Below are 15125 nucleotides of genomic sequence, written 5' to 3' on the forward strand. Positions count from 1 at the left end.
CATACATTTAATCATAATACAGTAACATCAAAAATAAAATAAAAACAGTGAATCTTTTACTGAAAGGAGCCAGCATATGATTCAAATTGTAACTGTTCGTAGTGGTGATAGCGTATATAGCTTGGCATCAAAATATGGATCAACACCTGACGAAATAGTAAAAGACAATGGACTAAATCCAGCTGAAACGCTCGTTGTTGGTCAGGCACTTATCGTTAATACGAAAGGAAATAATTATTATGTACAGCCTGGTGACAGCCTATATCGAATTTCTCAAACATATAATGTCCCCCTCGCTAGTTTAGCTAAAGTTAATAATTTATCTTTAAAATCTATTCTCCATGTCGGACAACAATTATATGTACCAAAAGGCACAAAACGAGCTGTAGAATCCATCGCTTATTTACAACCTTCAACTATACCGATTAAAGAGAGTTTAGTTAATGCGACACGCGCCATCAATCCATTTTTAACATACTTAGCCTATTTTAGTTTTGAGGCAAAAAGAGATGGCACATTAAAAGAACCTACTGAAACAGCTAAAATTGCTAATATTGCAACGCAAGGTAAAACAATCCCTATGCTCGTTATTACAAATATTGAAAATGGTAATTTCAGTGCCGATCTAACATCAGTTATTTTACGCGACGCAACGATTCAAAACAAATTTATTACTAACATTTTGCAAACAGCTGAAAAATATGGCATGCGAGACATTCATTTCGATTTCGAAAGTGTAGCACCTGAAGACCGCGAGGCGTATAATCGCTTTTTACGAAATGTAAAAACACGCTTACCTAGTGGGTACACATTGAGCACAACTCTCGTACCGAAAACAAGTTCCAATCAAAAGGGCAAATTTTTCGAAGCTCATGATTATAAAGCGCAAGGGCAAATTGTTGATTTCGTCGTCATTATGACATATGACTGGGGATGGCAGGGCGGGCCACCGATGGCGATTTCTCCTATCGGTCCAGTGAAAGAAGTACTTCAATATGCAAAATCTCAAATGCCTCCACAAAAAATTATGATGGGGCAAAATTTATACGGGTTTGATTGGAAACTTCCATTTAAACAAGGAAATCCACCTGCAAAAGCAATTAGCTCCGTCGCAGCTGTTGCACTAGCTCGTAAATATAATGTTCCTATTCGTTATGATTTCACAGCCCAAGCTCCTCATTTTAATTATTTTGATGAAAACGGCGTGCAACACGAAGTTTGGTTTGAAGATTCACGGTCTGTTCAAAGTAAATTCAATTTAATGAAAGAACAAGGTATAGGTGGTATTAGTTACTGGAAAATCGGTTTACCATTCCCGCAAAATTGGCGTTTACTCGTTGAAAATTTCACGATTACGAAAAAGGGCTGACAAAAGTCAGCCCTTTTTTTCATATTACTGCTAAAAACTCATCTTTCATTTCCTCACAAAAAAGAAGAATGATAACATTCTCCTTTTTAACCGTTATCAACAATCGGTTGTTTACCTGTTTGATCTTGCATTTGCTTTCCTTTATTTCCACCAGCTTTTTTCGATTGTGTTCCAATATGATTTGGTGCAAAGTCTTTTGAATTTTTTTTCGGATTACCCATTACTATCGCCTCCTTAACACTAGTATCGTACTAGTGTTAAGAATTATTCAGCTTGCTTAAAAAGTTTCATTTCATAACGTTTTTCGATGCGCTCTTCAATGCGATCAATTGCATCACGATCGCTTAATAATTGTTGTTTATTTTCATTTACAAGTTCTTCAAACGATTTACGGCGACTTCTTCTCATGTTGTTCACCCTCTCTCCTTCGCTTTCTTATTACATAGTATGAGCAAACGAAAAACTCTTTAATCAGATTTGCAAGAAAATTTTATGTTTTAGTACTCCTAAAAAAACTCCGTGTACAATATATTGCACACGGAGTTTTTCATACCATAATATTTAAATACTCTTTCAACTTTTCATCTGCATTTATTTCATTTTCTTTATAATCATGAAGCGCCTGTAACACAAAATCATACTGTTCTAAAATATAACTTTCTAATTTCATAACATCCTCTAAGCTATTAAGCATAATTCTCGTATTACCAACTTCACTTTTTAACGCTGGTTCACATTTTAAGCTTGTACATATTTCTTTCACATCATCTTCTAATATTTCTGTTAATACATATTTCTTTCGCCCTTTTACCTTTACTCTCATAACCGGATAAAAAGCTTTTATATCTAAATAACTTCCTACATTCATACAACGTAGCCATTCTACATTACGTTTATTACATACAAGCATTTCTTTCACCGCTTCGTATACCGCAGTTTCATCAAGCACAGCCTTATTTACTTTTCGGTTCCCTTCTTCTTCAATAGCTGCACACTTTTGATAAACAGCGGCACACGTAATACAATCGTCAAATGCATTATGAGAACTTAAACGAATGCCAAGCATTCGCTTTAACGTTTCAAGTTTATGATTAGGCGCATGCTTCATGTATTTCTTCGCTAAAAATACAGTATCAATTACTTTATTTTTAGGTTCAGGTAGCCCTAGCATATTTACATTACTTTTCAAAAAGCGCATATCAAAAGAAGCATTATGGGCCACAATAACATTTGTATGTAAAAATGCTAAAAATAAAGGTAACACTTCTTCAATCGTCGGTGCATCTGAAACGCGATAATTAGTAATACCTGTTAAACTCGTTATTCGGTCCGGAATTGGCCGCTCTGGATTCACGTATGAAACAAATTGATCTACTAATTCATGATTACGATATTTCACTGCTGCAACTTGAATAATTTTATCATTATAAGGGTTAAATCCTGTTGTTTCAAAATCAATTACAACATAATCTAACGGTAAGGATACATTCCCCACTCCATACACTCCTTTATCTCTAAACGTTTATATTCCTTACATCATATCATGAAGTTATTACTACTTGAAAAAGAAAAGGCAGAAATGGGAACTCTCCACCTCTACCTTTTCACCATTATTTTAATTTAGCAACTCTTTTCTCCATCTCTTTTTGCGTCATCGGCCCAATAAACTTATCTTGAATGACACCTTTTGTATCTATAAAATACGAAGTTGGAATCGTAATTACTTTATACGCTGTTGTCACATCAATGTTCTTGTCCAATAAAATAGGAAAAGTAATTCCTTTTTCTTTAACAAAATTGCTTACCTTTTCTACTCCTCCACCTTTTTCTGAAGGCGTATAATTTATTGCTAAAATTTCTACGTTCTCTTTATGTTCTTTATAGAAAGCTTCCATATCCGGCATTTCTTGCTGACATGGTCCACACCACGTTGCCCAAAAGTTTAAAATCACTTTCTTTCCTTTTAAATCCGATAACTTTACATTCGTTCCATCTAACTTCGTTAATTCAAAGTTTGGCGCACTCTTCCCTATTTCGATACCATTACTTGCAATCATCTCTTTCATAGCAGCTTCACTTTTTTCTTGCTCCCCTTGTACCGCCTGATCTTTTTTACCAAATTGTTCATAAGCTGCATATCCCGCTAAACAAAGTAACACTACAATAATCGTAAGCTTCCGCCACATTTTATATCACCCTAACGTATTTATCTTCTTATTAACCTAATTACCCAAATACTATATACCTTATTTTAGCTTATACGGACGAGCTTGGAAATATTCACAGTCTAAATAATTAGAATATTCTTATTTGAAGTGAAATTTTTTCCTTTTTATCATATAATTAGAAAAATAAATGAAGTGTTGCTTATCTTCTTATGGACCCATTCACCTTTTTACTCTCGTAGTTATAAACCTACAACAAAAGGGGGATTTTTTATGAATTCATTCGAAAAAACAACATTATATATTCTTAGTTTTCTTTTATACCCAGTCGGTATTATTACATGGATCATTTCACTCTTTAGTAAAGACCTTAAAAAAAAGAAAGTAGGGCGTATTTGTCTCTACGTCTCTCTAGTCTCATTCGTCCTTTTCTTAATTCTTGGAATTGCCACTTTCCTTACGACCGCTACCTTTAACGTTGATCTGAATCATTCAGAATCTATCGAGTATCAAATAAATGATGCTGAATAAAGATAAGAGCAGTACTCTTATCTTTATTCACATCACTTGCAAAACGAATGACTATTTATTAATTTTTTAGGACTTCCACATGCAACAATACGTCCTTCTTTCATTATGACAACACGATCTGCTAGTATCGCTTTCTCTACATCATGTGTTGCCACAATTCTCGTGACCTCTCTTCCTAATCCTTCTATCATATTCCAAATAGTTTCTTGGTTGCTCGGATCTAATCCCGCAGTTGGTTCATCTAAAATAATAAGATTCGGATTTGAAACAATGGCACGTAATAATGCAAGACGTTTTCTTTCCCCCCCCGAAAACTCTTCACCGCTTTTATGTAGTACAGTTTGAAGTCCTTCCGATAAACCTCTAATTATCGGCTTCACATTTACAAGCTCAATATTTTTTTCTAACTGGTTTTCTAAACACTTTTCCTCGAAATACATATTCTCTTTTACTGTCGTCCGAAAGAAACGAGGTTCTTGCCACACTGTAGTCATACGAGCCTCATCACCATAATAAACAATGTTACCATTAGATGGTTTATACAACCCTGTCATTAATTTTAAAAGCGTTGTTTTTCCTGCGCCACTTTCTCCTACAATAATAACGAGTTCACCTGGATTAATTTGCAAATCAATATTATGAATTCTGCATTTCTCTTCATCATTCTCCTGAAATGAAACATTTGTTACTGTCATCCCCATCGCTCTTTCTACCTTACTATCTGCCACTCGTTTATCTAAAAAGGAAAAAATTCTATTTGCCGAAGCGACTGCAACTTGTGTCATCATTAATAAATCGCCAACGTAACGGACTGGAAAAAAGAGCATTTCAATTGTGGCTAACACGGCAACAATTGAGCCAACTTCCATTTCTCCCTTCATTATTTTTTACGCGCCTATAATGAGAACAACGATATATGCCCCTGTTTCAATCACTGTTCCAACTACTCCAATGCAGTGTTGCATCATCGTCTTCTTTACTTCCGATTTATAAGATTGTGCCGTTACTCCTTTAAATAAGCGAATAGCCCATTTTTCTTTTTGTAAACTACGTAAATCTTGTATACCCTTTACAAACTGTGACACCATCTCTACAACACTCGATTGATTTTTTTGAGCAACGCTTGCAATATCTCTTACCTTTTTTCCCATCAGTATTGGAACAATTGTACTTAAAAATAAAAACGGAGTTACCCACAATATAAACTGTATATCTATATGTTGTAGTGCTATGAAAGCTCCAATAAATTGGGCAATAGCGTGTATATACTCTATTAATATAAAGCCATATAATCTGATCCAGTTCGGAATATCAGATACGACCCAAGTTTCTAACTCCCCTTGCTTGATCTTCTCACTCTCTTCAAACGGTAATGAGAAATAGTGACGCAATAATTCTATACGTTTCGTTTGTAATATACGTTGACTCGCTTTTGAACTTATATAATCAAATAAAAGATTGTTCGTCCACATTAAAAAGCGAATACCCGCAAACAAAGCTATATATAAATACGCACCTTTTAGCTCACTTTGAATAAGATTGTCTACAATTAATCCCATGAAAATTGGGCGTGATAAATTTAAAATGGCAGCAATTATCCCACTACATACAGCTGCCATTACTAATATTTTCTCTTTTCGTAACGGCCACAATATTCTTTTATATTCTTTCATGACGTTCCCTCCACTTTTCGTAGTAAAAAGAAAGGGATGAAACCATATGGTTTCATCCCTTTCCATAAAATAAGGAAGCTAACTATTGTTAGCTTCCTTATTTTTCATTTCAATTATTTAGTTTGACACTTTTGACTCTTCGATTTTCTCACGAAGAACCATTTGCAGAATACCACCGTGACGGTAGTAGTCAATTTCTACTTCACTATCGAAACGAGCTACTACTTCAAATTGTTTTTCGTTGCCATCTAAATCAGTTGCAACTACTTTTACAAGATCGCGCGGTCTAACTGTTTTGTCAATTTGAATTTCAAATGACTCGTTACCAACAAGACCTAACGTTTCAGCACTTTCGCCATCTTTAAATTGAAGTGGTAATACACCCATTAATACTAAGTTACTGCGGTGAATACGTTCGAAGCTTTCTGCGATTACTGCTTTAATACCTAATAAGTTAGTACCTTTCGCAGCCCAGTCACGAGAACTTCCCATACCGTAATCTTTACCAGCAACAACTAGAAGACCTGTTCCATCTTCTTTATATTTCATAGCAGCATCATAGATTGATGTTACTTCACCAGTTGGCCAATATGTTGTATATCCACCTTCTGTTCCTGGTGCGATTTGGTTTTTAATACGGATGTTTGCAAATGTACCACGCATCATAACTTCATGGTTACCACGACGAGAACCGTAAGAGTTAAAGTCAACTGGTTGTACGCCGTTTTCTAATAAATAGCGTCCAGCTGGTGTGTGCTTACCAATTGAACCTGCTGGTGAAATATGGTCTGTTGTTACAGAATCACCAAATTTACCAACTATGCGTAAACCTGATAACGTTTCAACTTCACCTGGCTCTTTAGATAAACCTTCAAAGAATGGTGGGTTTTGAATGTATGTTGAATCATTATCCCAAGTATATAAAGCTTCGTTTGAAGTTTGGATTTCATTCCAACGCTCATTGCTGTTAAATACTTGTGCATATTCTTTCTTGAACAATTCAGATGTAACAACGCTTTGAACTACATCTTCAATTTCTTTAGCTGATGGCCAAATATCATTGAAGTAAACAGCATTGCCATTTGCATCTTTACCGATTTCATCATTTTTCAGGTCAATATCAACAGTACCTGCAAGTGCATATGCCACAACAAGTGGTGGTGATGCTAAGTAGTTTGCTTTTACAAGAGGATGAATACGACCTTCAAAGTTACGGTTACCAGATAAAACAGATGTTACTAGTAAGTCGTTTGCTGCGATTGATTCTTCTAATTCTGGCGCTAATGGACCAGAGTTACCGATACAAGTCGTACAACCGTAACCAACTGTTTGGAAACCTAATTGATCTAAATATGTTGTTAAACCGGATTTATCTAAGTACTCAGTAACAACTTTAGATCCTGGTGCTAATGATGTTTTTACGTACTCAGGTACTACAAGTCCTTTTTCAATTGCTTTCTTCGCAACTAGACCTGCTCCAATTAATACGTATGGGTTTGATGTATTTGTACAGCTTGTAATTGCAGCGATTGCAATTGCACCTGTTTTCATCGTTACTTCTTTATCTTCTAATGTAACCTTCACTTCTTTATCGAACTCTTGCTCATTAAATCCAAGTCCTTGTGTTCCAACTGGTGCTAAAACAGCTTTGTGGAACGCATCTTTCATATCTGAAAGTGGAATTAAATCTTGTGGGCGTTTCGGTCCAGAAAGGTTAGATTCGATTGTATTTAAATCAATTTCAACAAGATCAGTGTAGATTGGATCTTTACTATCTGCTGTATAGAATAAACCGTTCGCTTTACAGTATTCTTCAACAATACGAATTTGCTCTTCATCTCTACCTGTTAAACGTAAGTATTCTAATGAAATATCATCGATTGGGAAGAATCCACAAGTTGCGCCGTATTCTGGTGCCATATTTGAAATTGTTGCACGGTCAGCTAAAGGCATACTCTTTAGTCCATTACCGAAGAACTCAACAAATTTACCAACTACACCTTTTTGACGTAATACTTGTGTTACTTTTAATGCAACGTCTGTTGCCGTAGTACCACTTGGAAGTGTGCCAGTTAATTTCACACCGATTACTTCAGGTACTGGGAAGTATGAAGGCTGTCCAAGCATTCCTGCTTCTGCTTCAATACCACCAACGCCCCATCCAAGAACGCCGATACCGTTAATCATTGTTGTATGTGAGTCTGTTCCAACTAATGAATCTGGGTATGCAACTAAGTCACCTTCAGCATTTTTCACAGCATGAACAACTGGTGCTAAATATTCAAGGTTTACTTGGTGTACAATGCCTGTAGCTGGTGGAACTGCACGGTAGTTATCAAATGATTTTTGTGCCCAGCTTAAAAATTTATAACGTTCTTCATTACGTTTAAACTCTAAGTCCATGTTGAATGCAAGCGCGTCTGCCGTACCCGCTCTATCAACCTGTACAGAGTGGTCAATTACAAGGTCTACAGTAATTTCAGGATTAATTTTGTCAGGATCCCCACCCATGTCTGCCATTGCTTTACGAAGCGAAGCCAAATCAACAACAGCTGGAACACCAGTGAAATCTTGTAAAATTACACGAGATGGTTTAAATGGAACATCGATATCTTGCACATCTTTCGTTCCCCATTTCGCTAAATTTGTAACATGCTCTTCTGTGATTACACGTCCGTCTACTTGACGAAGTACTGATTCAAGTAAAACTTTCACGGAATATGGTAATTGAGATACGTTGCCAACCCCTGCATTTTCAAGCGCTTTCAAATCATAATAATGATACGTTTTTCCATCTACTTCAAAAGTTGCACGTGATTGAAATGGATTATGTTTGACCATTATGTTTCCCCCCTGTTAAACGTGACTAAGTTGTCTGAATATAAAATGTAGACAAACTTTTCAATACCTTACGATAATATCTTATTACAACTTTCTAAATAAGTAAATAATAAGAAACTTATAGATTATCATAAGTTTTCTTTATGTTTCTAAATTTGAATAGCTTTCATGCTCCTTATGAATACTATTATCATAAAGTAAAGTGCTCTATCAGCGATTTACTTACAGTTCATACATACTATGAACTGCTCATCATTCAACATACAAAAAATGTTATAGAGGTGAAATAAAATGGGTAAAAGAAAAGCAAATCATACTATTTCAGGAATGAATGTTGCATCTGCACAAGGACAAGGAACTGGTTACAATGAAGAATTTGCAAACGAGCCTTTAACTCCAGCAGAGCGACAAAATAATAAGAAACGTAAAAAGAACCAGTAAAGAAAAATCCCAAAAGGTCTATTTTCCTTTTGGGATTTTTTCTAATGTTTATAACGTAGTAATTCCGAAACCGTTACAAATCGATAGCCCTGCTTTTTCAACTCAGGTAAAATTTTTGCTAGCGCTGCTACCGTTTGACTACGATCATTTCCTCCATCATGTAACAATACAATATCGCCACTTTTAGCATTTTTCACTACATGATTTACAATGGATTCAACCCCTGGATCTGCCCAATCACGTGGATCTTGATGCCATGACCATAGAACAGTTTGATAACCAGCTTCTTTCGCTGTTTTAAATACAGCATCGTTAATATATCCACCAGGAGGACGGAATAGCAAAGGTTCTTTCACCCATTTTTCAAAAAATTTCTTTCCATCTAAAATATCATTTTCTAATTTTTCATCTGACGAATTACTCGCATACAAATGATTCATCGTATGATTTCCAATTTCATGTCCCTCTTTTAACACTTGGTTCACTAAATATGGATTGCGCTGAACTCGAAATCCAATCATAAAAAATGTCGCTTCAGCCTTATATTGACGTAATAAATCTAAAACTTGCGGTGTATATGTTGGATCTGGCCCATCATCAAATGTAATTGCAATAATTTTTTCATTATTAGGTACTTCCCATGTTACATAACCAGTTGGTTCTAACTCTTTTCTGAGCAACATTTTCGCTTCCACTTTTTCCACTTGAAATATATGTACTGCGCATAATAAAGAAAAAACTATTAAAAGAATTTTCTGTTTTAACATAACGTTCACTAAAGCAGCAAGGTTGTCGAATAGACAACAACCTCATTTACTTTTCTAATTGATCTACATTTCGCATTATATTTTGGAGATTATTTTCATATTGCTCAAGTTGTGGACGTTGTGTTTCTGAAGCTACCTCTAGTGCATTTTGAATTTGTTCATATGCTTCCTGAACCTCTTGGCGTAACTCTTTTAAATCATGACCATAGTTAGGGTCATTCTTCACAATATTATTAAATGCATTTTCTGCTTGTGTAACTCCTTGCTGTGCCGCTTGAAAGGCTTGTTGCTTATCTTTATGATATGGCATTATATAATCCCCTTTCTATAATAGTTAGTCCCCTTTATCTTTACCTTTTTTTCTAAAAACATTCTTGTATAAAATCGTCAACTTCTCTCATTCTAAAAAGAAAGAGGAGGTGTAACATATAATGAGTAAAAACAATCGTGAATCTAAAGAAAAAAAAGGACAACCTGAGCCATTAAGCGGATCTCATAAAGTAAAAAACCGTAACCATTCACGCCAAAAAAAACATGCACATCATGATATGTAATAAAAAATATTCACATACCGTGCACATTCAACATAAAATGTTTGTATTTCATCATTTATTCTTCACCTCTGTTTCATTCATGCATAACATGATATGAATTGATATTTTACGGAGGGTGTCTTACATGGGCAAGAAAAAGAAGAATTGTCTTTTTCATGTTGATGGTTTCGAAGAATGGATGGATCAATTTTGTTCCGATTCTTATAGTAACTTTAGCTTTCCAAATCAAATTCACATCGACCTTTGCGAAACCGAAGAAGAATATATTTTGGAAACAGATGTACAAAATGTCACTGAACAAAATGTACTCATTAAAAAGTTAGAGACAGGCCTAGCTATATGCATACTTCATAAAAACATTTCCTTACAACGAACAATCCCTTTACCTACTACTATCATTTATAAAAAGATGCTAGCCTGCTTAGAAAACGGATTTTTAGCCATTCATATTTCCAAAAATGAAGTTGCTGATAAGCATGAAAAAAAAGTTCTTTTTTCAAATTAAGAGTTAATATAATATAAACTAAGCCCCAGTTGGTTACTGGGGCTTATGTTATTTCGCATGCATTTCTATATTAGAATTTGCATCATATCTTTTTTTCGATAAACCTTTTGTAACTAAAAGCACAGGAAATGCCACAGTTGAAAATATAGCTAGTGCTGAAAATACTACAAACCCATTTTGGTAGCCGTAGTAATCGAGAAGTACTCCTCCAAACCACGGACCTATTACTGCTCCAATTCCCGAAAAGCCCATCGCACCGAAGTATGTTCCTTTTAGATGCGCAATAGCAATATCATCAATAAATACATCCGTCATCGAAAACATTAAGACTTCTCCAATTGTAAAAATAATTGTACAAACGGCAGCACTTAGCATAGATTCTACTATTCCAAAGCCAAATAATCCTCCGCTTACAAATAAAGTCCCCACCATAATTGATGTTAACGGTGTATACTTTTTGCACATTTGAATAACAGGGTATTGGATAATCACTACAACAATCGCATTTAAAGCTAACATATATGAAAATAATTTCACTCCATCCTGAAATATATGTGCATTTGCAAAATATTGAGATACTGTTGTCGTTAAGTGAGAAAAACCACAATTACTCAAAATAATACCGACTAAAGCAACTAAAAATACGACATCCTTTCGCAAAATGCGAATTGCATTTAACATTGTGACAGGTTTTTCTGTATTTATTTTCTTTTTTTCAATTGGATACTTCTTAAATTGGAATGCTAATATAGCTGTATATAGAATGTACACTCCAGCTGCTACTAAAAAAGGAATTGTAGATTTTGCGCTTCCAATCTGTAATCCGACAAGAGGGCCAATCGCCACTCCAACATTGATTGCACCGTAACGCAAATTATATACGAGTAAACGATACTCTGGTTTCGTTAAATCTGATAATAATGCTCTTGATGTTGGCTCAAAAAACGACCTACATAATCCATTTAAAGCGTTTAATAAAAAGAAACTTAAAACATGATTCGCAAGTGAAAAACCTATAAACACAAAAATCCAAACGATCATGGACCAGAGCATAATCGTTTTCCGGCCAAATCGATCTGATAAATTCCCTCCGATAAAACTAGCAAAAACACCAACAAGTGCACTCGTTCCGATAATAGCACCTGTCATTCCAGCTGATACACCTTTAACAGTCGTTAAATAAATTGCTAAAAAAGGAATGCTCATTGACGTGGCGAACCTCGCAAATAAAGTCCCTATTATAATTGTCATTCCTAACGGATGAATATTTTGTAACTTCCCCTTCATCACTAAACCTACTCTCCCCGTTCTTACATAAAAAAAAGAAAGCAAAGGATCTGCTTTCTTTTCCTTTTTCTATACTTGAGCTGTTGATACCCGAGTTGTTCTCGTTATGTCCATATCAATTCCATATGTGAACTGTAATTCTTTACACACATCTTTAATTAAGATTGCGACATTATACTTTTCATTAAATTGTAAAACTATGTTTTCTACTTCTTCATATGTATACTTATATTCCCCTGTAATGACACTTTTTAAATCAAAGCATTCATTTATACAAAGTTGCACAAGTAGCTGGTCATATTTCTCTATTACATCTTCTTTCTTCCACAGTAACTCTTTTACATATAACCGATCAAACTTCACACTTTCTCGATTACAATCCGTTAAAATCCGGGTCATTTCATTTAATTCTCGATACAATTCAGAAATATTTTTACTTAAACTAAGAAGTTTATCTACGCCGTTTTCATATAACATATTCATTCCACCCCCGCATTTTCTTTTTCTTATTATAGCAAGAAAATTCTAAAAATAGTTTCTTTCTTCTGAAATATTAGGAAACTAATTTCAATTGCTTTACAATGAAACTAGTGAACGCGAAAGGGGAAAGAAAATTGGAGCAAAAATTATATTACACTGACGCTTATAAGCAAGACTTTACTACAAAAATTATAAAGCAAGATTATGATAAAGACGGTAACTTATACGTCGTTTTAAACGAGACCGCATTTTATCCGACAGGTGGCGGACAACCGCATGATACTGGCACATTAAATGATATCGATGTAATCAATGTAGAAGAGATACATGGGGAAATTCGTCACTTCATTGTAGAAAAATTACATACAGAAGAAGTAGAAGGTAAAATCAATTGGGAGCGCCGTTTTGATCATATGCAGCAACATGCGGCTCAGCACATTTTATCTGCTGCTTTTTGGGATCATTTTAACATACCTACGATTGGATTCCACCTTGGTAAAGAAACGGTAACAATTGATTTAGAAATAGAAAATCTTCATACAGAAACGGTTGAAAAAGCAATAAACATTGCCAACAAAATTGTTTTCGAAAACCATCAAATCCATATCGAATGGATGAACTTAGAAAAAGCGAAAACATTCCCCCTTCGTAAAGAACCGACTATAACAGAAAATATACGGGTTGTTATTATCGAAAACTTTGACTACAACGGCTGTGGTGGAACGCATCCGAAACGAACTGGTGAAGTTGGTCCTATTCAAGTACTAGGATGGGAGCGCAATAAAGGTGGTATACGCTTAACGTTTATCGCTGGTTGGCGTACACTTAAATTAATGGGACAACAGCAACAAATTATGAAAGATGTTTCTAAACAATTAAACAGTAGCGAGAGTGATATCCCAGCAAAAGTAGCACAACTTCTTACTTCTCAAAAAGAAAATGAAAAAGCAATACAAACAATGAATGAAAAATTATTATTTGCAGAGGCAAATGAACTACTTCTACAGCCCATAAAAATTCATGCTGACATACTTATTTCTAAAGTATTTACAAATCGTTCTATGCAAGAAATCGCAAAGCTTTCCGCTATTATTACAGAACAACAAGAGCATGCAATTACGTATTTCGTCATCGAAAATGATGACAAACTACAATGTATTCTCGCTTGCGGAAAATCAGTATCACTCGATATGAATGCTCTTTTAAAAGACGCTCTTCCTACAATCGAAGGAAAAGGTGGCGGAAATAAGAAGAGTGCTCGCGGTGGCGGGAGAGCAATTATGAGCGGAGATGAATTTTTAAATCAGCTTGTTTCTTCTTTACAGTCGGCGGTGTAAAGCATTTTTAGTAAGGATAGCTAACAGCTATCCTTACTCTATACTTACAAACCAATATTTTGTTTCAAGCCTTGATAACTCCCTGCACTTGCAAAACCTTCACTTATAAGAGTGATAAAAGTTTCCGAAAAACCATATTGACTTAAATCTTTAATCGGTACCATTTGCACATCATGAATTGGATTATGATCAAATTCATTAGAGGGTAACATAATTTCCCCTGTAAGCTTTTCAAGTAGAAATGTAATATGTAATAAAGATAGACTGGCATCCGGTTTATCACAAACATAGAGTAGCTTCTTAATTTTAACTTCTAATCCCGTTTCTTCTCTCATTTCTCTAATCATCGCCTCTTCTAACATTTCACCATTCTCCACTCTTCCTCCAGGTAAAGACCAATTCCTATTAGCAACTTTTTGCTTTACTAGCAATAATTTTTCACCTTCAATTAAAATTCCCGTAACACGAACTTGCATTACATTTTCCATATGTAATCTCCTCTTCCCATTATATTTACAAATTACCCCTTCCATAAAAAGAACGTACGTTTTATAATTGAAGAAAATTATGGAAGAAAGTAGTTGTTACATTCATGCGTCCACCTTTAACAAAGTCTATATCACTTGAAGATTTCCAAAACTATTATTGGTTAAAAGCAGAACTCCAAACATTTTGTCGTGAGAATGGGTTGCCAGCTAGCGGCTCTAAGATTGAAATAACCGATTGTATCTCACATTATTTAACTACGGGGAAAGTCTTAAAAAACAGCTCTGGGCAAAAAGTGCGTAAAGCTTCCCTCTCTTATAAAGACCTTTCTCTTCAAACGATTATTACTAACAATCACCGCTGTAGCGAAGATGTTCGTGCTTTTTTCAAAGAAAAAATCGGAACAAACTTCCGCTTTACAGTAGCTCTTCAAAAATTTTCCAAAGAGAATGTTGGAAAAACATATGAAGACGCGGTAGCTTTTTGGCATGAAGAAAACGAACGAAAAAAAGACCCTACATACAAAACAACTATCGGTGCACAATTTGAATACAATCGCTTTACTCGTGACTTTTTCGAAGATCCAAATAATAAAGGGAAAGCAAAAGCTGATGCGATTGCTGCTTGGAACGAAATGAAAGCGAAGCCTGGTAGCAATATTTATGTTCCTCAAAAAGTAGAAAACTAGT

At 35.1% G+C, this 15125-nt stretch carries 17 protein-coding genes and 1 pseudogene; 7 read left to right on the top strand and 11 right to left on the bottom strand.

All coding sequences use genetic code 11. The features are described from left to right. Positions 1-76 precede the first annotated feature (76 nt). The gene (locus tag NZ044_RS17745; RefSeq protein ID WP_000614855.1) at positions 77-1369 is read left to right on the top strand and encodes a glycosyl hydrolase family 18 protein; all 1293 of its coding nucleotides are present in this window, start codon (positions 77-79) and stop codon (positions 1367-1369) included. 86 nt (positions 1370-1455) lie between these two features. Here the strand turns inward: NZ044_RS17745 and sspN are convergent, their stop codons facing one another. From sspN to NZ044_RS17765, 4 genes are all read right to left on the bottom strand, one after another. Beyond that, on the bottom strand, positions 1456-1590 hold the full coding sequence (gene sspN / locus NZ044_RS17750; RefSeq protein ID WP_000527987.1) for an acid-soluble spore protein SspN: 135 nt from the start codon (positions 1588-1590) through the stop codon (positions 1456-1458). Between the two features lie 43 nt (positions 1591-1633). Further along, positions 1634-1777, bottom strand: coding sequence for an FbpB family small basic protein (locus NZ044_RS17755; RefSeq protein ID WP_001254699.1), 144 nt, complete (start codon positions 1775-1777; stop codon positions 1634-1636). A gap of 139 nt (positions 1778-1916) precedes the next feature. Then, complete coding sequence (locus NZ044_RS17760; protein WP_042595436.1) at positions 1917-2864, bottom strand: 3'-5' exonuclease; 948 nt, start codon at positions 2862-2864, stop codon at positions 1917-1919. Positions 2865-2979: 115 nt separating this feature from the next. After that, the gene (locus NZ044_RS17765) at positions 2980-3555 is read right to left on the bottom strand and encodes a redoxin domain-containing protein (protein ID WP_000269061.1); all 576 of its coding nucleotides are present in this window, start codon (positions 3553-3555) and stop codon (positions 2980-2982) included. Positions 3556-3807: 252 nt separating this feature from the next. On the opposite strand from NZ044_RS17765, the gene NZ044_RS17770 reads away from it, so the two are divergent. Next, positions 3808-4065 carry a hypothetical protein gene (locus NZ044_RS17770; protein ID WP_001083890.1) on the top strand — a complete coding sequence of 86 codons (258 nt, stop codon included), beginning with the start codon at positions 3808-3810 and terminating at the stop codon, positions 4063-4065. 32 nt (positions 4066-4097) lie between these two features. Here the strand turns inward: NZ044_RS17770 and NZ044_RS17775 are convergent. Both NZ044_RS17775 and acnA read right to left on the bottom strand, forming a co-directional pair. Then, positions 4098-5738: pseudogene (locus NZ044_RS17775) on the bottom strand (ABC transporter ATP-binding protein). Between the two features lie 117 nt (positions 5739-5855). Next, positions 5856-8579: an aconitate hydratase AcnA gene (acnA, locus tag NZ044_RS17780; RefSeq protein WP_000238552.1), complete on the bottom strand. Its 2724-nt coding sequence runs from the start codon at positions 8577-8579 to the stop codon at positions 5856-5858. Positions 8580-8870: 291 nt separating this feature from the next. Between acnA and sspO the strand changes: the two genes are divergently transcribed. After that, on the top strand, positions 8871-9020 hold the full coding sequence (gene sspO / locus NZ044_RS17785; protein WP_000518060.1) for a small acid-soluble spore protein O: 150 nt from the start codon (positions 8871-8873) through the stop codon (positions 9018-9020). 41 nt (positions 9021-9061) lie between these two features. Here the strand turns inward: sspO and pdaB are convergent, their stop codons facing one another. Further along, positions 9062-9787, bottom strand: a complete 726-nt coding sequence (gene pdaB, locus NZ044_RS17790; protein WP_000917689.1) for a polysaccharide deacetylase family sporulation protein PdaB — start codon at positions 9785-9787, stop codon at positions 9062-9064. Positions 9788-9833: 46 nt separating this feature from the next. Next, on the bottom strand, positions 9834-10097 hold the full coding sequence (locus tag NZ044_RS17795) for a hypothetical protein (protein ID WP_001146295.1): 264 nt from the start codon (positions 10095-10097) through the stop codon (positions 9834-9836). Positions 10098-10218: 121 nt separating this feature from the next. On the opposite strand from NZ044_RS17795, the gene NZ044_RS17800 reads away from it, so the two are divergent. Next, on the top strand, positions 10219-10341 hold the full coding sequence (locus tag NZ044_RS17800; RefSeq protein WP_000042142.1) for a small acid-soluble spore protein P: 123 nt from the start codon (positions 10219-10221) through the stop codon (positions 10339-10341). Positions 10342-10465: 124 nt separating this feature from the next. Next, entirely contained in the window at positions 10466-10846 is a 381-nt protein-coding gene (locus NZ044_RS17805; protein WP_000516758.1) for an Hsp20/alpha crystallin family protein, read from the top strand. A 48-nt stretch (positions 10847-10894) separates the two neighbouring features. Here NZ044_RS17805 and NZ044_RS17810 read toward each other — a convergent pair whose 3' ends face one another. Then, complete coding sequence (locus NZ044_RS17810) at positions 10895-12133, bottom strand: MDR family MFS transporter (protein ID WP_041488172.1); 1239 nt, start codon at positions 12131-12133, stop codon at positions 10895-10897. Positions 12134-12202: 69 nt separating this feature from the next. Continuing rightward, entirely contained in the window at positions 12203-12610 is a 408-nt protein-coding gene (locus NZ044_RS17815) for a hypothetical protein (RefSeq protein WP_000965134.1), read from the bottom strand. 137 nt (positions 12611-12747) lie between these two features. Between NZ044_RS17815 and NZ044_RS17820 the strand changes: the two genes are divergently transcribed. Continuing rightward, positions 12748-13950, top strand: coding sequence for a serine-tRNA(Ala) deacylase AlaX (locus NZ044_RS17820; RefSeq protein ID WP_000435889.1), 1203 nt, complete (start codon positions 12748-12750; stop codon positions 13948-13950). 44 nt (positions 13951-13994) lie between these two features. Here NZ044_RS17820 and NZ044_RS17825 read toward each other — a convergent pair whose 3' ends face one another. After that, positions 13995-14438: an NUDIX hydrolase gene (locus NZ044_RS17825; RefSeq protein WP_000432582.1), complete on the bottom strand. Its 444-nt coding sequence runs from the start codon at positions 14436-14438 to the stop codon at positions 13995-13997. A gap of 104 nt (positions 14439-14542) precedes the next feature. Between NZ044_RS17825 and NZ044_RS17830 the strand changes: the two genes are divergently transcribed. Next, positions 14543-15124 carry a DUF6434 domain-containing protein gene (locus NZ044_RS17830; RefSeq protein WP_149290016.1) on the top strand — a complete coding sequence of 194 codons (582 nt, stop codon included), beginning with the start codon at positions 14543-14545 and terminating at the stop codon, positions 15122-15124. Position 15125 lies beyond the last annotated feature (1 nt).

The organism is Bacillus sp. FSL K6-1338 (assembly GCF_038006965.1).
Lineage (GTDB): Bacteria > Bacillota > Bacilli > Bacillales > Bacillaceae_G > Bacillus_A > Bacillus_A thuringiensis_S.